The 19452-nt window shown below is 50.2% G+C and carries 20 protein-coding genes; 6 read left to right on the forward strand and 14 right to left on the reverse strand.

The genetic code is table 11. The annotated features are described in order from the left end of the window. Positions 1-34: 34 nt before the first annotated feature. The 12 genes from holB to yceD all read right to left on the reverse strand — a co-directional run bounded on the left by holB (position 35) and on the right by yceD (position 9922). Positions 35-1054, reverse strand: a complete 1020-nt coding sequence (gene holB, locus ACOZIO_RS21380) for a DNA polymerase III subunit delta' (protein ID WP_129951828.1) — start codon at positions 1052-1054, stop codon at positions 35-37. Beyond that, positions 1051-1701 (reverse strand): dTMP kinase, encoded by a 651-nt coding sequence (tmk, locus tag ACOZIO_RS21385; protein WP_129951829.1) that lies wholly within the window; start codon positions 1699-1701, stop codon positions 1051-1053. Before tmk ends, holB begins: the two co-directional genes overlap by 4 nt. Continuing rightward, on the reverse strand, positions 1691-2716 hold the full coding sequence (gene mltG, locus ACOZIO_RS21390) for an endolytic transglycosylase MltG (RefSeq protein WP_217139237.1): 1026 nt from the start codon (positions 2714-2716) through the stop codon (positions 1691-1693). The genes tmk and mltG overlap by 11 nt, the downstream gene beginning before the upstream one ends. A gap of 15 nt (positions 2717-2731) precedes the next feature. Further along, positions 2732-3532: an aminodeoxychorismate lyase gene (gene pabC, locus ACOZIO_RS21395; protein ID WP_421595720.1), complete on the reverse strand. Its 801-nt coding sequence runs from the start codon at positions 3530-3532 to the stop codon at positions 2732-2734. Between the two features lie 213 nt (positions 3533-3745). Beyond that, positions 3746-4987 carry a beta-ketoacyl-ACP synthase II gene (fabF, locus tag ACOZIO_RS21400; RefSeq protein ID WP_129951832.1) on the reverse strand — a complete coding sequence of 414 codons (1242 nt, stop codon included), beginning with the start codon at positions 4985-4987 and terminating at the stop codon, positions 3746-3748. A gap of 101 nt (positions 4988-5088) precedes the next feature. Then, on the reverse strand, positions 5089-5325 hold the full coding sequence (gene acpP / locus ACOZIO_RS21405; protein WP_015690190.1) for an acyl carrier protein: 237 nt from the start codon (positions 5323-5325) through the stop codon (positions 5089-5091). Positions 5326-5478: 153 nt separating this feature from the next. Beyond that, a complete protein-coding gene (fabG, locus tag ACOZIO_RS21410) occupies positions 5479-6213 on the reverse strand; it encodes a 3-oxoacyl-ACP reductase FabG (protein ID WP_013576245.1) in 735 nt (244 codons plus the stop codon). Positions 6214-6226: 13 nt separating this feature from the next. Continuing rightward, positions 6227-7156: an ACP S-malonyltransferase gene (gene fabD, locus ACOZIO_RS21415; RefSeq protein WP_129951833.1), complete on the reverse strand. Its 930-nt coding sequence runs from the start codon at positions 7154-7156 to the stop codon at positions 6227-6229. Between the two features lie 18 nt (positions 7157-7174). Next, positions 7175-8128 (reverse strand): beta-ketoacyl-ACP synthase III, encoded by a 954-nt coding sequence (locus ACOZIO_RS21420; RefSeq protein WP_129951834.1) that lies wholly within the window; start codon positions 8126-8128, stop codon positions 7175-7177. A gap of 6 nt (positions 8129-8134) precedes the next feature. Then, positions 8135-9169 carry a phosphate acyltransferase PlsX gene (gene plsX, locus ACOZIO_RS21425; RefSeq protein ID WP_129951835.1) on the reverse strand — a complete coding sequence of 345 codons (1035 nt, stop codon included), beginning with the start codon at positions 9167-9169 and terminating at the stop codon, positions 8135-8137. Positions 9170-9217: 48 nt separating this feature from the next. Then, complete coding sequence (rpmF, locus tag ACOZIO_RS21430; RefSeq protein ID WP_013576249.1) at positions 9218-9385, reverse strand: 50S ribosomal protein L32; 168 nt, start codon at positions 9383-9385, stop codon at positions 9218-9220. Between the two features lie 12 nt (positions 9386-9397). Continuing rightward, positions 9398-9922, reverse strand: a complete 525-nt coding sequence (gene yceD / locus ACOZIO_RS21435; RefSeq protein WP_013576250.1) for a 23S rRNA accumulation protein YceD — start codon at positions 9920-9922, stop codon at positions 9398-9400. 142 nt (positions 9923-10064) lie between these two features. Between yceD and ACOZIO_RS21440 the strand changes: the two genes are divergently transcribed. After that, positions 10065-10658 carry a Maf family protein gene (locus tag ACOZIO_RS21440; RefSeq protein WP_421595703.1) on the forward strand — a complete coding sequence of 198 codons (594 nt, stop codon included), beginning with the start codon at positions 10065-10067 and terminating at the stop codon, positions 10656-10658. Positions 10659-10706: 48 nt separating this feature from the next. Here ACOZIO_RS21440 and rluC read toward each other — a convergent pair whose 3' ends face one another. Continuing rightward, a complete protein-coding gene (rluC, locus tag ACOZIO_RS21445) occupies positions 10707-11669 on the reverse strand; it encodes a 23S rRNA pseudouridine(955/2504/2580) synthase RluC (protein WP_129951837.1) in 963 nt (320 codons plus the stop codon). Between the two features lie 600 nt (positions 11670-12269). On the opposite strand from rluC, the gene rne reads away from it, so the two are divergent. After that, positions 12270-15560 carry a ribonuclease E gene (gene rne / locus ACOZIO_RS21450; protein ID WP_129951838.1) on the forward strand — a complete coding sequence of 1097 codons (3291 nt, stop codon included), beginning with the start codon at positions 12270-12272 and terminating at the stop codon, positions 15558-15560. Between the two features lie 75 nt (positions 15561-15635). On the opposite strand, the gene ACOZIO_RS21455 is transcribed toward rne, so the two are convergent. Then, on the reverse strand, positions 15636-15923 hold the full coding sequence (locus tag ACOZIO_RS21455; RefSeq protein ID WP_129951839.1) for a putative quinol monooxygenase: 288 nt from the start codon (positions 15921-15923) through the stop codon (positions 15636-15638). A 223-nt stretch (positions 15924-16146) separates the two neighbouring features. Here ACOZIO_RS21455 and pyrC point away from each other — a divergent pair, with 223 nt between their 5' ends. The 4 genes from pyrC to solA all read left to right on the forward strand — a co-directional run bounded on the left by pyrC (position 16147) and on the right by solA (position 19393). Next, on the forward strand, positions 16147-17196 hold the full coding sequence (pyrC, locus tag ACOZIO_RS21460) for a dihydroorotase (RefSeq protein WP_129990517.1): 1050 nt from the start codon (positions 16147-16149) through the stop codon (positions 17194-17196). Between the two features lie 81 nt (positions 17197-17277). Then, entirely contained in the window at positions 17278-17532 is a 255-nt protein-coding gene (gene dinI / locus ACOZIO_RS21465; protein ID WP_129951841.1) for a DNA damage-inducible protein I, read from the forward strand. Between the two features lie 346 nt (positions 17533-17878). Then, on the forward strand, positions 17879-18133 hold the full coding sequence (gene bssS, locus ACOZIO_RS21470) for a biofilm formation regulator BssS (protein ID WP_129951842.1): 255 nt from the start codon (positions 17879-17881) through the stop codon (positions 18131-18133). A 144-nt stretch (positions 18134-18277) separates the two neighbouring features. After that, entirely contained in the window at positions 18278-19393 is a 1116-nt protein-coding gene (gene solA / locus ACOZIO_RS21475; protein ID WP_421595704.1) for an N-methyl-L-tryptophan oxidase, read from the forward strand. Positions 19394-19452: the final 59 nt, after the last annotated feature.

Consider the following 19452-nt stretch of genomic DNA (forward strand, 5'->3'; position numbering starts at 1 on the left):
ATTAACTCGTCGGTCTGTTAAAGATAAAAAAATATCAGCGTGATAGTGCGGAACTGAAAATAGACGGGGAAACTGTCCCCTGAAGCATTTGTTCCCATTCCAGCAATTGTTCTGTCAGCAACAGTTCGCGGTTTATCCCCACGATGGAAAGTAATTGCTGACGGCAGTGCATCCATGCTGTAACCGACTGTTGCAGAGAGGCGTTAGTCTGTGCATCCGCCAGCAAGGTAATCAGCGGTTGTTGATCATGATTGATGATGTACTGCCCGGCATGTTGCTGCCATTTGATAGCATCGAGCAATAACGTCGCCAACCAATACAGGCGTTCGGCGGCATCGTCATGATTAAGCTGGGGCAACAGAGAAAGCATATCCTGCTGCTGGCACTGCACATAAAGCTGCTGGCAAAGCGCTACGCGTTGTTTCCAGCGCTCCGGCTGCAACAACTGAATCGCCGATAATGGCCCGCCGTTGGTCAGACGCAAAGCAGTTTTAATCGCGACCGGATCTGCACTGAGCTGGCGATTGATCCAACGCACCGCCAGTGTTTCTTCGGGCACCGGCAGATGCCAGTAGAAGCAACGACTGCGGATCGTCGCCAGTAAGGCCGAAGGCTCACGGCAACCAAGCAGGAAATAGGTACCTGCCGGCGGCTCTTCGAGCGTTTTCAACAAGGCATTGGCCGCCGCTTCAGTCAGCATTTCCGTCTGCGGGATCCACACAACTTTTGCACCGCCCTGCTGTGAATAGTTGTACAACGTTTCAATAAGCTGACGCACAGGGTCGATGCCCAGTGAGCTTTTGCCCTTTTCAGGCTGAAGAATATGCCAGTCAGGATGGTTTCCGGCAATCATCAGCTGGCAGCTATGGCAGGTCCCGCAGCTTTTTTCGCCGTCTTTATGCTGGCAAAGCAGCCAGCGACTCAGGCCATACACCAGCGCCTCATCGCCTAACCCCGTAGCCACGTGCATCAGCAAAGCGTGATGCCCCCGCCCCGTCTGGTATTGTGCAACCAGTTTTCTGTACGGGTCACTGAGCCACGGATACCAGTTCATGAGGCGTTGCCTTGTAAAGCCTGCTCATCGAACCAATTTTTCAACGTCAGCCTGATAGCGGCAGTGACCTGTTCAATGGATTGTGAGGCATCAATAGTTTTGATGCGATTGTCTTCAGCGGCCAGTTCGAGATAACGCCTGCGTGTACGCTCAAAGAAAGGCAAAGCTTCCTGCTCAATGCGATCCAGTTCTCCCCGGGCACGGGCGCGTTGCAGGCCGACAGCCGGAGGCAGATCAAGATACAGCGTCAGATCAGGTCGGAAATCGCCCAGGACAGTATCGCGCAACGAACTCATCAGATTAGCGTCAATCCCACGACCGCCCCCCTGATAAGCCTGTGAAGAGAGATCATGACGGTCACCGACAACCCAGGCTCCACGTGCCAGAGCAGGTAAAATAACCGTTTCAACCAGCTGAACACGGGCCGCATAAAGCATCAGTACTTCTGCTTTCACGGTAGGTTTTTCGCCATCAACGCCACGTTTGAATAAATCGCGTAATTTTTCAGCAAGCGGCGTTCCCCCCGGTTCACGGGTGAACACGATTTCCTCCACGCCGTGCTGACGCAGAGCATCGACGACCACATCGTGAGCCGTCGTTTTCCCTGCCCCTTCAAGGCCTTCAATCACGATGAAGTTACTTTTCATTCTTATTCTTAAGCGCCTCTATGTACACACGAACCGCCTTGTTATGGTTCTCAAGATTCGTGCTAAAAGTATGCCCGCCTTTGCCGTCAGCGACAAAATAAAGATACGGTGTTTTGGCCGGATGCGCGGCCGCCTGCAGTGAGGCTTCGCTCGGCATCGCAATGGGCGACGGCGGCAGGCCAGTGATCACATAGGTATTGTACGGGGTCGGCGTTTCCAGATCTTTCTTCGTAATGTTGCCGGTGTATTTATCACCCATTCCGTAAATCACCGTCGGATCGGTTTGCAGTCGCATCCCTATACGTAAACGGTTGATAAATACTGACGCGACCTCAGGGCGTTCATCTTTCACTGCGGTTTCTTTTTCGATAATCGACGCCATGGTGACCATATCAGCAGGCGTTTTATACGGCAGAGAATCCATGCGACCTTTCCAAATATCCGCCACCGTTTTTTCCATCCGTACATGCGCACGTTTGAGTAACGATAAATCTGTCATACCCGCCGTGTAATGGTAGGTATCGGGATACAGCCAGCCTTCAACGTTTTTAGTCTCCGTTTCGCCCAGCGCGGCGGCAATGTCTTCGCCACTTTTACCGCTGAGTTCATGTTTCAGATACTCTGATTTATCCAGAACCTTCATCCAGTCGCTGAGCTTAAAACCCTCGACAAAACGCACGCTGAATTGTGCCTCTTTACCGCTTTTCAGCAATTCAAGCATCTGACGCACTGTCATGCCTTTTTCAAAACGGTAGGTACCGGCTTTAAACTCACTCAGCGCCGGCTCTAAACGCAATAACCACGGAAACCACGGATTGGGTTTCATCAGTTTTTTATCGATCAGCAGTGTTTCCAGCACCACGCGGCCCGTACCCGCTGGCAGGGTAAAGATCATTTCACTGCTGACATTGATCGGGCGATCCGCAAACTGTTTTACTTTCTGATAGGCAAACGTCGCCAGCCCTAACAGAATCAGGACAATCAGGGCGAAGATTTTGGTCTTTTTGTTTGTCATTGTTTAATCACTTTTTTAACAGTTCTGGAGCAGGAAATCGTACAAACGCCGTGAAGCGTAATATTGATTATCGATCTGATTCACCGGCAGTACCGGCATCAGGGCGTTACAAATCAGGATCTCATCGGCATCTGATAGCGTGCCCGGCGGCTCACTGACTATGTGCACCCCCCGGGGGGATGTCGCTTCAAGTACGCGGATGAGATGCTGACGCATAATACCGTCAACGCCTGACTGCGATAAATCCGGTGTAAAAACCTGATTTCCCTTACGCCAGAATAAATTAGCGGCACAGCATTCCACCAGGCAGCCCGAAGTGTCAACCACCAGCGCTTCATTAGCCTCTGTCTGGTCAAGATGCATGCGGATCATCACCTGTTCCAGCCGGTTAAGATGTTTTATGCCGGCCAGCAAGGGAGCCTTGCTCAGCGTTACCGGGCTTAGGGCCAGTTTCACGCCCTCTTTCCGCCATGCGTGATAATGCACCGGGTAAGCAGAAACAGAGACAATGCGCGTCGGCGCAGAACAACCGGCGACGCTGTAACCACGGCCGCCCTGCCCGCGCGTCACAACGGCTTTAACCACTGCCTCTTGCTGCTGTCCGGCAGCCAGAACCATTTCCTGTTCCAGTGCCGCCCAGTCCACACCCTCGATACGCAGTACCGACGCTGCACGCTGCAGACGGTCAATGTGCCTGGACAGAAATTCAATTACACCGTCTGACACCCGGGCTGTGGTAAAGCAACCATCACCAAACTGCACTGAACGGTCACTGGCCGGCAACGTCGCGGCCGCCACACCGTTAATCCACATGATTACTTCCTCCGGATCTCATGGTCATGCTTGACTGCAGAGCCTGCGTGAGCCGGTCTGCCGCATCAAGAAGAGCATTCTTACTTTATCGTATTGAAACACGCTGCCAGCAGGAACAGGCATCCCGTTTACGCATTGTTGTATTCAGGCGTCGCTTTTATTCAGACAGCAAAAAGGCCCGATTAACGGGCCTTCACAAACACAGCGTGTGCCGGTTCAGATCTTACGGAACACCAGCGAACCATTGGTACCGCCGAAACCAAATGAGTTACACAGCGAATACTGCATATCTTTCACCTGGCGCGCTTCGTGAGGAACAAAATCCAGATCACAACCGTCATCCGGATTATCCAGATTGATGGTCGGTGGAACCATCTGGTCGCGTAATGCCAGTAAAGTGAAAATGGACTCCACTGCACCGGCCGCACCTAACAGATGACCAGTCATCGACTTGGTGGAGCTGACCATAACTTTTTGCGCATCGGCACCAAAGACGGCTTTAACTGCCTGTGCTTCAGCTTTATCACCCGCCGCCGTCGACGTACCATGTGCATTGATATAACCAATCTGCGCTGCAGAAACACCCGCATCACGCAGTGCGTTTTCCATCGCCAGTGCCGCGCCCGCGCCATCTTCAGGCGGTGATGTCATATGATAAGCATCACTGCTCATGCCAAAACCGACAATTTCCGCATACATTTTTGCGCCGCGTTTGCGGGCATGTTCGTACTCTTCCAGCACCATAATACCTGCGCCGTCACCCAGTACGAAACCATCACGATCTTTATCCCACGGACGGCTTGCCGCCTGAGGGTTGTCATTGCGCGTAGAAAGCGCACGTGCTGCACCGAATCCCCCAACACCTAACGGTGTACTGGCTTTTTCAGCACCGCCTGCCAGCATCACGTCGGCATCGTTATAGGCGATGATACGTGCTGCATGACCAATATTATGCACACCAGAAGTACAGGCTGTTGCGATAGAAATACTCGGTCCACGCAACCCGAACATGATACTCAAATGACCTGCAATCATGTTGACGATAGTTGATGGCACGAAGAAAGGACTAATTTTGCGCGGTCCGCCGTTAACCAATGAGGAATGGTTTTCTTCAATCAGACCAAGTCCGCCGATACCGGAACCGATCGCCGCACCAATGCGTGTCGCGTTCTCAGCAGTCACTTCAAGCCCGGAGTCTTGCATCGCCTGAATACCGGCAGTAATACCATACTGAATAAAGGCATCCATCTTGCGGGCATCTTTTCGCGGGATGAAGTCTTCACAGTTAAAATCTTTTACTAAGCCAGCAAAACGCGTTGCGTAGGCACTAGTATCAAAATGGTCGATCAGGCTGATGCCACTCTGACCGGCAAGGAGAGCGTTCCAAGTGGACTCTACAGTATTGCCGACAGGAGACAGCATGCCCAGTCCAGTCACTACAACTCGACGCTTAGACACGTGTGTCCTCCAGGGAGGGAAAAAAGTAGTAATACCGTGGGATATAAAAAACTTAGGCGGTCAAATGACCGCCTAACTATCTAAACTTAAAGCATGTACGCTTACTGTTGGCTAGCGTTGATAAAATCAATTGCTGCCTGAACAGTAGTGATTTTTTCAGCTTCTTCGTCAGGGATCTCGGTATCAAACTCTTCTTCCAGAGCCATAACCAGCTCAACGGTGTCGAGAGAATCAGCGCCAAGGTCGTCTACGAAAGATGCAGCATTCACTACTTCTTCCTGTTTAACACCCAGCTGTTCAACGATGATTTTCTTAACGCGTTCTTCGATAGTGCTCATACTCTTAAATTTCCTATCAAAACTCGCTTTCGCGATGGTTTTCGTAGTGTATAAAATGTTGAAAAAGATGCAACTAAATCCAGGCTGGTCAAACCACGAATTTGCTCTATTTTGCGGTTTTTACCGCAAAAAACGCAAATAATTTCGTAATTTTTAAATCATATACATGCCGCCATTGACATGTAATGTTTCACCCGTGATGTAGCTGGCCTCGTCAGAGGCTAAAAAAGCAACGGCGCTGGCAATTTCTTTGGCATCGCCCAACCGGTTGGCTGGAACTGATGACAAAATGCCTGCGCGTTGATCATCTGTCAACGCCCTTGTCATATCCGTCTCAATAAAGCCGGGAGCGACGACGTTGACAGTAATGCCACGTGAAGCGACCTCACGTGCCAAAGACTTACTAAAACCAATCAAGCCAGCTTTAGCCGCCGCGTAGTTCGCCTGCCCTGCGTTACCCATGGTGCCAACAACGGAACCAATTGTAATAATCCGTCCACACCGTTTCTTCATCATAGCTCGCATGACAGCTTTTGACAGCCGAAACACTGAAGTCAGGTTCGTATCCAGGATATCCTGCCACTCATCATCCTTCATACGCATGAGAAGGTTATCACGGGTGATGCCGGCATTATTAACTAAAATATCAATTTCGCCAAATTCAGCTCGAATCGTCGCCAATACTTGCTCAATAGATGCAGAATCAACCACATTGAGCATAATACCCTTGCCATTTTCGCCTAAATATTCGCCAATCGCTTCCGCACCTTTCTCGCTGGTCGCAGTACCGATCACTTTTGCGCCACCAGCAACCAGCTTTTCTGCGATTGCGCGGCCAATACCACGGCTGGCACCGGTCACCAGTGCAATTTTGCCTTCGAAGCTCATATTCATCCTCTTATTACTGCTCAAGCGCCGCTGCCAGACTTGCCGTGTCATTCACAGCGGCAGCCGTCAGGGTGTCAACAATACGTTTGGTCAGCCCGGTCAGTACTTTACCCGGCCCCACTTCTAATAGTTTTTCTGCGCCTTGTGCTGCCATGAATTCGACAGACTCAGTCCAGCGAACCGGGCTGTATAACTGACGGACCAGCGCACTGCGGATGGCTTCAGGAGAGGTTTCGATTTTCACATCTACATTATTCACGACAGAATACTGTGGTGCGCTGAAAGTCACATTTTCAAGTGCAACCGCCAGTTTTTCAGCGGCTGGCTTCATCAGCGCACAGTGTGAAGGCACACTGACAGGCAGAGGCAGAGCACGTTTTGCGCCCGCTTCTTTACATGCCGCGCCGGCGCGTTCTACAGCTTCTTTGTTACCCGCAATCACCACCTGACCAGGCGAGTTAAAGTTCACCGGAGAAACAACCTGACCTTGTGCCGATTCTTCACAAGCTTTGGCAATGGCATCATTATCCAGACCGATGATCGCATACATCGCGCCTGTCCCCGCAGGAACAGCTTCCTGCATCAGCTTACCGCGCAGTTCAACCAGGGAAATCGCCTGTTTAAAATCCAGCACGCCGGCACAAACCAAAGCGGAATACTCGCCCAGGCTGTGGCCTGCCATCAGAACAGGCTGAGTGCCGTTCTGTTGTTGCCATACGCGCCAGATAGCGACGGAGGCCGCCAATAATGCCGGTTGCGTCTGCCAGGTTTTATTGAGTTCTTCAGCTGGCCCCTGCTGCACCAACTGCCATAAATCGTACCCCAGCGCCGAAGAAGCCTCGGCAAATGTCTCCTCAACAACCGGATGCGCAGCGGCTAAATCAGCCAGCATACCGAGTGTCTGAGAACCCTGACCAGGGAAAACTATTGCTATTTTTGTCATTTTTATCATCCTGTTAAATCAAAAACGTACCAGCGCCGAGCCCCAGGTAAAGCCACCGCCAAATGCTTCGAGCAACACTAATTGCCCCCGCTGAATTCTGCCGTCACGAACCGCTTCGTCAAATGCTGCAGGCACAGAAGCCGCAGACGTGTTCCCATGGCGATCGAGCGTGACAACGACTTTATCCATCTCCATGCCCAGCTTTTTCGCTGTTGCACTGATGATGCGCAGGTTCGCCTGATGCGGCACCAGCCAGTCAAGTTCGGAACGGTCAAGATTATTGGCCGTCAGGGTTTCATCGACAATGTGCGCCAGTTCAGTCACTGCGACTTTGAAGACTTCATTACCCGCCATGGTGACATAAGCCGGTTTTTCCGGCTCTGACTGGCTAGGGTAAGCCAATGTCAGTAAATTGCCGTAATGGCCATCTGCATGCATGTGAGTGGAAATAATGCCCTGCTCTTCGGACGCACCCAGCAATACTGCGCCAGCGCCATCCCCAAAGAGGATCACCGTACCGCGATCTTCCGGATCGAGTTTACGGGATAACACATCAGAACCGATTACCAGTGCGTATTTCACGGCACCGTTTTTAATGTATTGATCGGCCACGCTCAGTGCATAGGTAAAACCTGCGCATGCGGCAGCCAGATCAAACGCTGCGCAATCTTTGATGCCCAGCATATTCTGCACCTGGCAGGCTGAACTTGGGAATGCATGTGAAGATGAGGTTGTTGCAACAATGATCAAACCTACGTCACTTGTGCTGACGCCGGCCATTTCAAGTGCTTTTTCAGCAGCGTGCAGGCCCATTGTGGCCACAGTCTCATCCGGTGCAGCGATACGACGTTCACGAATACCCGTACGCGTGACAATCCACTCATCGGAGGTATCCACCATTTTTTCTAAGTCGGCATTAGTCCGAACTTGCACGGGCAAATAGCTCCCCGTACCGAGAATCTTTGTATACATGTACGATCAGTCACTCTTGGGTAATACAGCTTCAAGGCGCGCGGCAATCCGCTGAGGGACTTGCCGCTGCACCGCCTGCACAGCCTGTTCGATAGCAACAGCAAACGCACGCTGGTTTGCTCCACCGTGGCTTTTAATAACGATGCCCCGTAATCCTAACAAACATGCGCCATTATACTGGTCGGGGTTGAGATGGCTAAAACGCTTTAGCAATTTTTTCTGCAGGATCCGACCTAACCATTTCAGCCACCAGGCCTTCTTGCCACCCTCTCCCGAGGATTTTAACAGTGACAAAAACATCCTTATTACGCCTTCCATGGTCTTGAGCGTAACGTTACCTACAAAGCCGTCACACACCATCACATCCGTTTTACCGGTCAGAAGGTCGTTGCCTTCAAGATAGCCGATATAGTTGATTAATGCGGTATTTTTTAAAATCGCGGCGGCTTCGCGGATATTATCCAGCCCTTTGCTTTCCTCTTCGCCAATATTGAGCAAGGCAACACGAGGATTTGTGATCCCCACAACCTGCTCGGCCATGACAGCTCCCATCACGGCAAACTGGACCAGCATCGTGCTGTCACACTCAACGTTGGCGCCCAGGTCCAGCACCACGGTTTTACTGCGTTGCTGGTTAGGTAACACGCTCATCAAAGCGGGTCGCTCGATACCATCCAGCGGTTTGACAACCAGCTTGGCTAATCCCATCAGTGCACCGGTATTCCCGGCACTGACACACGCCTGTGCGTCACCACTTTTGATCAGTTCCAGCGCCACACGCATTGAGCTTCCTTTGCTGGCCCGTATAGCTTGCGACGCACGTAAATCGTTGGCTATCACTGATTCAGCAGGAATTATCCGAATTCGTTCTGTTAAAGAAGGATCGGCTTTGGCTAAGAAAGGTGTGATTGCGTCGGGATCGCCGACCAGAAGGAGGTCTAATTGAGAATTAGAGATCAGTGCCTGCAATGAAGCAGGCACTGTGACGGAAGGACCAAAATCTCCGCCCATTACATCTAACGCGATGGTTAGACGAGTCAAGGTATCGCCTTGCCAGCACTTATCACGTGAATAAGTTGCAGGCAAATATCAGCCGATTACCTTGCGACCGCGGTAGAAACCGTCGGCAGTGATGTGGTGACGCAGGTGAGTTTCACCAGAAGTCTTGTCCACAGACAGAGTGGAAGTGGTCAGAGCATCATGTGAACGACGCATGCCACGTTTAGAACGGGTTGGTTTATTCTGTTGTACGGCCATGGACCTTACTCCTTAAGTACTTTTCTTTAAACTCGCTAATACGGCAAATGGATTGGGTTTCTCCGCCTCTTCAGGCAGTTTACCGAATACCATGTCCGCTTCGGACACTTCACAGTGTTCAGATTCATGTACCGGAACGACAGGCAGTGAAAGAATAATTTCGTCTTCAATCATTGCCAGCAGATCAACTTCGCCAAAATCATCGACTTCGATCGGCTCGTACGCTTCCGGTAATGCCTCAGCCTGTTCATCATTTTGGACAGGACTAAAACAATATGTTGTGTGAACCTGATGTTCAAACGTCTTACCGCATCTCTGGCATTCCAGAGTCACAGCAACATCGGAGTGGCCGGTAATCACAGCCAGGCGCTGATTGTCGATATTGAACGACAAAGAGGTTTGTATATCAGAATCCACACTGACCACTGATTGGGCAACACGCGTAACCTGATCAGCGGTATAGACACCTGTATAGTCTAAACGCTTCTGGGCTGTGCGAACCGCATCAAGGGTCAGGGGTAATTTTACTTTTTGCATAGGGCGCGCATATTAACTTTGTAACGACAGAGAGTCAAAGAAAAAGGCCTTAAAACCGCACCTTTCACCAATATTCGCTTCCACAGCGGCCAACAGTTTAAAATGTGCGATTCAATAACGCTACGCTTTGTGAAAAAAAATTATGTCAGCACATCCCAAAAAATTACTTCTGGCTTCAACATCGGTATACCGCAAGGCCCTTCTCGATAAAACCGGCCTGGTATTTTCCTGCGCTGCTCCGGATATTGATGAGACACCGGGTCGCGACGAAGAACCGGCAGAACTGGTGCAGCGTCTGGCTTACAGCAAAGCCAGCGTGCTTGCGCCAGTGTATCCTGAACACCTGATTATTGGTTCTGATCAGGTTTGCGTGATTGACGGAAAAATAACCGGCAAGCCGCATACGTTTAATAACGCATTCCAGCAGCTGCGCGCTGCCGGCGGGAAGACGGTGACGTTTTATACCGGCCTGAGCCTGTATGACGGCAAAACACAAACAGCACAAACTTTATGTGAAACATTTGACGTAACCTTCCGGTCATTAACTGATGAAGAAATTGCCGGTTATTTACATCGTGAACAACCTTATGACTGTGCCGGAAGTTTTAAATGTGAAGGTCTGGGAATTACGCTTTTCGACCGTCTGACAGGACGCGATCCGAACACACTGGTTGGATTGCCCCTTATTGCGCTGCTTGCTTTGTTGCGGCGGGAAGGTATCAACCCGTTGCTCTAAATCAATCAAAAAGGCGCACCCCGTGCGCCTTTGTTTACTGTTTACAACTTAACGTGCCGTTGTTTTAGCCCGTAGGACTTTCAGGCAGTGACGCAGTTTGGCATCCATCGGTGCTTCAATGCGCATCGTCTCGCCGGTATTCGGATGTTCAAACCGCAGCGCCGCTGCATGCAGGAATAAACGATTAAGGCCGGTTCCGGACAGCCTGGCATCGAAATCACGCTCGCCATAACGGTCATCAAAAGCAATCGGATGGCCGGCATGCAATGCGTGTACGCGGATCTGATGGGTTCGGCCGGTCACCGGGCTGGCTTTCACCAACGTGGCAAACTCATAACGCTCTTCAATTTTAAAGCGTGTTTCTGAAGGTTTGCCTTCGGCATTCACCCGGACAACACGTTCACCGCTTTGCAGAATATTTTTCAGTAAAGGTGCTTGTACGACTTTGCAGTGTGAGGGCCATTCCCCCCGGACCAGCGCCAGATAATCCTTTTGCATGCTTTTTACACGTAATTGCTCATGTAAGGCACGCAGCGCAGAGCGTTTCTTAGCAACCAGCAGAACACCGGAAGTATCACGATCGAGACGATGTACCAGCTCCAAAAAACGGGCCTCAGGGCGGAGCGCGCGCAAACCTTCAATCACGCCAAAACTCAAGCCACTGCCACCGTGTACGGCCGTGCCGGAGGGTTTATTGAGGATCAGCAAATGCTCGTCTTCATATAAAATGCAATCCGCCAGCGCGGCGACTTTATCCAGTTTTGCGGAAACAGGCGCCTCATCACGTTCAGCAACACGAACGGGGGGGACACGCACTTCATCACCGGCAATTAATTTATATTCCGGCTTAATTCTTTTCTTATTAACCCGCACTTCACCCTTACGCACTATGCGATAGATCATGCTCTTCGGCACGCCCTTAAGGATTTTAAGTAAGAAGTTATCGATACGCTGACCGGCTTCGTCGTCAGAAATGGGGATTAATTGTACAGTTGGATTCTCAGTTTTCATGGCTCGCGATTCTAAATATCCGGCACGGTTCGCGCCACTGATTTTTATGTGCTTAACTTTCACTTTACCAGTAACTGCGCCGGAAAACCTTCTTACTCCCTCTGTTTTTTAACAAAGCTCAGGTTCTGACAATGCGGCGCATCTCTCATTGAGGTAAATATCTTACCTGCTTGGGAAAAGTCACCTTGCTATCACAGTGCCTGCAATGGAATAATGAAGTTACTTTCGGCGTTGTTTCTCTTAAGTTAGGGAAAACGCAGGAATTATAGATTTGCCTGATCGCACAAAAACGCAGCAATGGCGTAAGACGTAATGTGAAATCAAGCAATTAGCGGGCTGCGGGTTGCAGCTTGGCCGGCGAACGGAATGAGATCTGTTAACGTAAATTCAGAAGCTATTCCCCTAATAAAAGTGCTGCTTTCACAACGCTGGTGTCTTTAATACAGCAAAAGCAGACTTACCGAAATAATGCGCCCCTATGCAAGCGACAGCCGTGAGGTTGACGATTTGCGAGAAGACTCGGGGCCAACGGTTTATCCGGTCATGAGGTCATTTTGCCCGCAGCTCTGTCAATAATGGAATAATAATGAGTAAGTTAAGATGAAAAGAATGTTGATTAACGCAACTCAGCAAGAAGAGTTGCGCGTTGCCCTTGTAGATGGACAGCGGCTGTATGATTTGGATATTGAAAGTCCGGGCCATGAGCAGAAAAAAGCGAATATTTACAAAGGCAAAATTACCCGCATAGAACCTAGTCTGGAAGCAGCATTCGTAGATTACGGCGCGGAACGACATGGTTTCCTCCCTCTGAAAGAAATTTCCCGCGAATATTTCCCTGGTAATTATGCTTCTCATGGCCGCCCGAACATCAAAGATGTGCTGCGCGAAGGTCAGGAAGTGATTGTTCAGGTAGATAAAGAAGAGCGTGGAAATAAAGGCGCAGCACTGACGACGTTTATCAGTCTGGCCGGTAGTTATCTGGTTCTGATGCCAAACAATCCACGTGCCGGGGGTATTTCCCGCCGTATTGAAGGCGATGACCGTACTGAACTGAAAGAAGCCTTATCCTCCCTGCAACTGCCTGATGGCATGGGTCTGATTGTGCGTACTGCCGGTGTCGGCAAATCCGCAGAAGCTCTGCAATGGGACCTGACTTTCCGCCTCAAACATTGGGATGCGATCAAGAAAGCCGCTGAAGGCCGCCCTGCTCCGTTTTTGATCCATCAGGAAAGCAATGTTATCGTTCGGGCGTTTCGTGATTACCTGCGCCCGGACATCGGTGAGATCCTCATCGATAACCCGAAAATTCTCGATCTGGCAAAAGAACATATTGCCGCGTTGGGCCGTCCTGATTTCAGCAGCAAAATTAAACCGTATGTGGGTGAGATTCCGCTGTTCAGTCACTACCAAATTGAATCGCAAATTGAATCCGCTTTCCAGCGTGAAGTCCGTCTGCCTTCCGGTGGCTCTATTGTTATCGACAGCACCGAAGCGCTGACCGCTATCGACATCAACTCCGCACGTGCCACCCGCGGCGGCGATATCGAAGAAACCGCATTCAACACTAACCTTGAAGCAGCAGATGAAATTGCCCGTCAGTTACGTCTGCGCGATCTCGGTGGTCTGATTGTTATCGACTTCATCGACATGACGCCCGTTCGCCACCAGCGCGAAGTCGAAAATCGTCTGCGTGATGCCGTTCGTCAGGACCGCGCCCGTATTCAAATCGGCCGCATTTCCCGTTTCGGTTTACTGGAAATGTCCCGTCAGCGCCTTAGCCCTTCATTGGGTGAATCAACGCACCATATCTGCCCGCGTTGTGCAGGTACCGGTACCGTCCGTGACAACGAATCCCTGTCACTGTCGATTCTGCGTCTGATCGAAGAAGAAGCACTGAAAGAAAATACCAAAGAAGTCCATGCCATCGTTCCGGTGCCTATCGCTTCTTACTTGCTGAACGAAAAACGTGAATCGGTGAATGCCATCGAAAAACGTCAGGGCGGTGTGCGCGCGGTGATCGTGCCTAACGATCAAATGCAAACTCCGCACTACCATGTCCTGCGTGTTCGTAAAGGCGAAGAAATCTCTGCACTGAGCTATCTGCTGCCACAGATTCATGAAGCAGAAATGCTGCAGCCTTCTGAAGAATTGCCCGCTGAGCGTCGTCGTCCTGAGCAACCCGCTCTGGCTGCGTTTGCGCTGCAAAGCGAAGCGCCTCCGTCCAGCTTTGAGCCGACGACCGAAACCGAAGAGCCGGTTAAAGTCAGAACCACAACAGTTAACGCTCCTGCAACACCTGTTGCTGAAAAATCAGGTTTTGTCAGCCGTCTTCTGAGCGGTCTGAAAAGCTTGTTCGCGCCTGAGCCACAGCAGGAAGTTAAACCTGTTGAAGCACCAAAAGAGGCTCAGGAAGCGGCTGAAACGGAAAATCGCCGTAACAACGAACGCCGTAATCCACGCCGCCAGGGCGGACGTCGTGAGCGCAACGGAGAACGTGGCGATCGCAATGACCGCGGTAATCGTGGTGAACGTGGCGAAGGCCGTGACAACAATCGTGATAATCGTGGCGAAAGCCGTGATAGCCGCGAAAATAATCGTGAACAGCGTGATGATCAGCGCCGTGGCCGCCGTAATCAGGAACCGGTTGTTACCGAAACCCGTAGCGAAGAGGTTGAAACGGCCGCGCGTGAAGAACAGCAACAACAGCCTCGTCGTGAACGCTCACGTCGCCGTTCTGAAGACAAGCGCAAACCACAGACGGAAGAAAAAGTTCAGGAAGTCGCAGCCGTTGAACAGGTTGCTGCGCCGGTGGTTGCTGATGAAACTGAGCAGGAAGATCGTCAGCCAACTCAGCGCCGTCAGCGTCGTCAGTTATCGCATAAAATCCGCTTCGAGTCTGAAACAGACGTTGATCACGAAGAAGAAGCTGCAGCACAGCTATTGATCACCGGCACTCGCCCGGCGGCGCCTGTGATTGCTGAGCAGGAACCTTCTGATGCTGAAACAACAAACATTACCGATAACGAAGATAATCAGAATGACAATGGCCGTGAAAATGGTATGCCACGTCGTTCACGCCGCTCGCCACGCCACCTGCGTGTAAGTGGTCAACGTCGTCGTCGTTATCGTGATGAACGTTATCCGACTCAGTCACCTATGCCACTTGCCGGTGCGTTTGTTTCTCCGGAAATGGCTTCGGGTAAAGTCTGGGTCACTTATCCGGTTGCCCCGTCTTCTGAACTACAGGTTGCTGAAACAGAAACCCCTGAAGTGCTGACTGAACAGGTTGAGATTGCACAGGCGAATACGCCGGTACTGTCTGAGATCGCTGAAGTTGCACAACCGTCAACCGCTGAACCTGCCGATGTTGTTGAAGCTGTTGCACAAGAAACTCCAGCCGAAACTACACTAACCGACGTTGCGCAGCCTGTTGCCGAAGAGCCAGTTCTCGTTGAACCGGCAACAGCTGAACCCGTCGTGGAAACGCCTGTTGTTGACGTTGCACCTGAAGCACACGAGCCAGTGGTCGTGGAACCAACACCTGTTCTCGCTGAACCTGAAGTTCAGGCCCCGGTGCCAGTCGCCGAACCTGAAGTGAAAGCTGAAGAGAAATCAGAACCGGTGGCTGACGTTAAACCTGCTGCAGAAGCTGCGCCAGTTGCAGTCGTGCCTGCAGTCACGGAAGCTGCGATTGTTGCACCTCGCTTCAAGCACCACGCGACAGCGCCTATGACGAAAGCTCCGGCACCCGCCTATATACAAGAGCCTCCTCGTCACAGTGACTGGGTTCGCCCTGAGTTCAACTTTGAAGGTAAAGGTTCTGCAGGTGGTCATGCGGCAGTCACTACTGCAACAGCCCCGGCAACCAAACCTGAAATGCCAGCCGAGTAACTGCTGAGCAGTGAGACTCAAAAACCCGCCTCGGCGGGTTTTTTTTTAAAGAAAATGACCAGAGGTTCAACCCGATCAGGCCAGACTTTTCAACCGGCGAATCGTAAGTTCCTCCAGTTTACCTTCCAGGCTTTTTGCAAAGTGTTGGAAATGCTCGGTCTTGTTGTGCTGATTCAGCGCCTCTTCAGAGGCCCATCGTTCGTAGAAAACAAAGGTACCCTCTGTATCGAGATCCTGATGCAGCTCATATTGCAGGCACCCTACTTCCAGCCGGCTTGGTTCAATGACATCAAGCAACGCTTCTGTCACTTTTGACTTGAATTCTGCTTTAGCGACAATAGTGGCAACCACTCTGATTTCCATAATAATTCTCCTGTTTTTTTGGTCATGCTTCAGGGCGTACCGGGAAGCACTCTGACTAAAATCTATTCCCACTATGAACCTGTCGATGCATTGATTTCAATACGAACTTTATTTAACGGATGCAACACAACGCTTTTACGCTTATTCTTGTTCCCCGCCGTTAATGCTCCCATTACCGCACCTGTTCTCTCTATTTTGTCCCTCAATGCCGGAGTTTTGCCTGATGACCGCAACACCGCAAGTTTTGAAAATCCGCCGTCCAGATGACTGGCATATTCACCTTCGTGACGACCACATGCTCAGCACGGTGTTACCTTTCACCAGTGAAGTATTCGGTCGCGCCATTGTTATGCCAAACCTCACTCCCCCCGTAACCACCGTGGCGGATGCGATAGCATATCGTGACCGGATTATGGCCGCGTTGCCTGCAGGACATAACTTTACTCCTCTGCTGACCTGCTATTTGACAGATTCTCTGGATCCGGAAGAAATTGCGCGCGGTTTCGGACAAGGTGTATTCACTGCGGCAAAATTGTATCCGGCCAATGCGACAACAAATTCTCAGCATGGCGTTTCTGATGTCAAAAAGATTTATCCTGTTTTGGAGCGTATGCAGAAAATCGGCATGCCTTTGCTGATCCACGGTGAAGTTACGCACAACCATGTAGATATTTTTGACCGTGAAGCCCGTTTCATTGATGAAGTCATGGATCCGGTACGTCGTCAGTTTCCTGAATTGAAAATTGTCTTCGAGCACATCACCACCAAAGAAGCCGCGCAATATGTTCTTTCTGGCAATCAGTATCTGGGTGCGACCATTACGCCACAGCATCTGATGTTCAACCGCAACCACATGCTGGTTGGCGGTGTACGTCCGCATCTGTTCTGTCTGCCAGTCCTCAAACGTAATATTCATCAGGAAGCATTGCGTGAAGTTATCGCCAGCGGAGCTGATCGCTTCTTCCTGGGGACCGACTCTGCGCCGCACACGAAAGGCCGTAAAGAATCAAGCTGTGGCTGCGCGGGTTGCTTTAATGCCCCGCTGGCGTTATCAGCTTATGCGACCGTCTTTGAAGAACTCAATGCGCTGCAACATTTTGAGGCGTTTTGCTCCCTGAACGGCCCGCGTTTCTATGGCCTGCCGCTGAATGAAGACTTCATCGAATTGTCCCGTATCCCGGTGACACAGCCTGAAGAAATTGTTTTAGGCCATGAATCTATTGTGCCATTCCTGGCAGGTCAGACACTGACCTGGAAAGTGACGTCTTACTAACAACAAATTCTCACCAGCGCGTATTGCACTGATCATGATTTGACTGTATAAATATACAGTCAAATCTATTCAGGAGGTCCTATGCGTGTTGAAGTCACAATTGATAAAACCAAGCCTCTGCCTGCCGGCGCGCTGGACGCGTTATCAGGTGAATTGAGTAAAAGAATTAACAAACAGTTTTCCGACCGCGAAAATAAAATCCAGGTGCGATATGCCGGGGCAAATAGCCTGTCTGTTCTGGGCGGGGCAAAAACTGACCGCGACCTGATTGAGGAAATTCTTCAGGAAACCTGGGAAAGCGCTGACGACTGGTTCTCCAATCAGAATGATGACTAAGCCGATGGAATTTCTGAAAAGCTATTCATTCTCTCCCCCCTATCTATAATAATCAGGTTTATTAAAACCACGCCGAAAGGCTATTTTTGTATTTCACCGGGCGTCGCAGTCCGGTTTTTTATTCCTTTTTACTGCATAAAACAGACTATTCTGAAAAATAAAATTTAGGTTAACTTCAGATTATTCCGTTTAATAAATAATCAACACAAATTATTTACAATTTAATTCTCTTAAACCACTCCCTAAATCGCTTTATCTGTTTATACTGAAATAGCTCACATGATAATGAGCCGCATTGATCCTCAGATAGTCACTCACGTCAGTCACTACAATATAAGGGGTCTATATGGACAGAAATGATGAAGTTATTCAGACACACCCGCTTGTTGGTTGGGATATCAGTACCGTCGACTCTTATGACGCCATGATGATACGCCTTCATTATCTGTCTTCAAAAGACCAGACACCCGAGGATGCTCAGGTAGACAGAACCCTGTGGTTAACTACCGACGTTGCACGGCAACTCATTACCATCCTTGAAGCCGGCATCGAAAAGATAGAATCTAACGAGTACGAATACAGTGATCACCGTAAACATTAATCTTTACCTGCACGTCTGAGGCACCAGCGATTTATCCTGGTGCCTTTTTCTTTGCCTCCGCCCTGCTTGCCTTCTTCGCTGTAAACTCTCTATCATGCCCGTAGCCAGCTTGTTAAAAACTCTCACCACAGGAACGTTTTAATTATGGATTACGATCTCATTATCGTAGGCAGCGGTTCGGTCGGTTCAGCCGCAGGTTACTACGCCACCCGTTCCGGCTTGAAAGTGCTGATGATAGACAGCGCAATGCCACCCCATCAGGCGGGGAGCCACCATGGCGAAACACGCCTTATCCGCCACGCTTACGGCGAAGGCTCACGTTATGTGCCAATGCTGTTGAGAGCGCAAACGCTTTGGGATGAACTGGCAGAACTCAGCAACGATAAGATTTTCCATCGCAGCGGCGTTCTGAACATAGGTCCTGAAAATTCAGAATTTATCTGTAATGTTAAGCACAGTGCAGAAACCTACCGTCTGGTCACACAATCTCTCAGTTCGGCCGAAATCCGCGAAAAATGGCCTCTTTTCACCTTACAGGACGGCTATTGCGGTGTGTACGAACCCAACTCGGGTTTTCTGCAAAGTGAAATGGCGGTGTCGGCGTATATTCGCCTTGCGCGGGAAGCCGGTTGTGCGCAGCTATTCAACTGCCCTGTTGAAAGCATTAACTGGCTGGATGATAGCATTGAAGTGACAACGATTGACGGAGTCTACCGCGGAGCCAAACTGGTGGTAGCAGCGGGAACCTGGGTCACAAAAATCCTGCCAGCGTTGCCCGTTAAACCTTTGCGTAAAGTGTTTGCCTGGTTCCATGCAGATGGCCGCTACAGTGAAGAAAACCATTTTCCCGCCTTTACGCTCGAAACGCTGCAAGGTGACCAGTATTATGGATTCCCCTCTGTTAAGGATGAACTGAAATTGGGGAAACATAATGGTGGTCAATGGATAACCGAACCTGAACAACGTAAATCTTTTGGCAGCTTCAGTCAGGATGGAACGGAATCATTCAATTTCTTCCGCCATTTCCTCCCGGGCGTGGGTGTCAGTTTGCGTGGTGCCTCATGCACTTATGATATGACGGCTGATGAAGATTTCATTATTGATACCCTGCCGGAAAGAGAAAATACGTTAGTGATTTCGGGGCTAAGTGGTCATGGGTTTAAATTCGCCAGTGTATTAGGAGAAATAGTTAGCCTCTTCGGTAACAATCGTCCTATTCCTTTTGATCTTACTCCCTTTTCTCTTAATCGGTTCAATTAATGTAAAATATTTTCTACCCTCGTGGATATTTAGCGGGGGTTATCATTTTATTTTCTTTA

Source organism: Rahnella sp. PD4 (assembly GCF_049199325.1).
Taxonomy (GTDB): Bacteria; Pseudomonadota; Gammaproteobacteria; order Enterobacterales; family Enterobacteriaceae; genus Rahnella; species Rahnella perminowiae.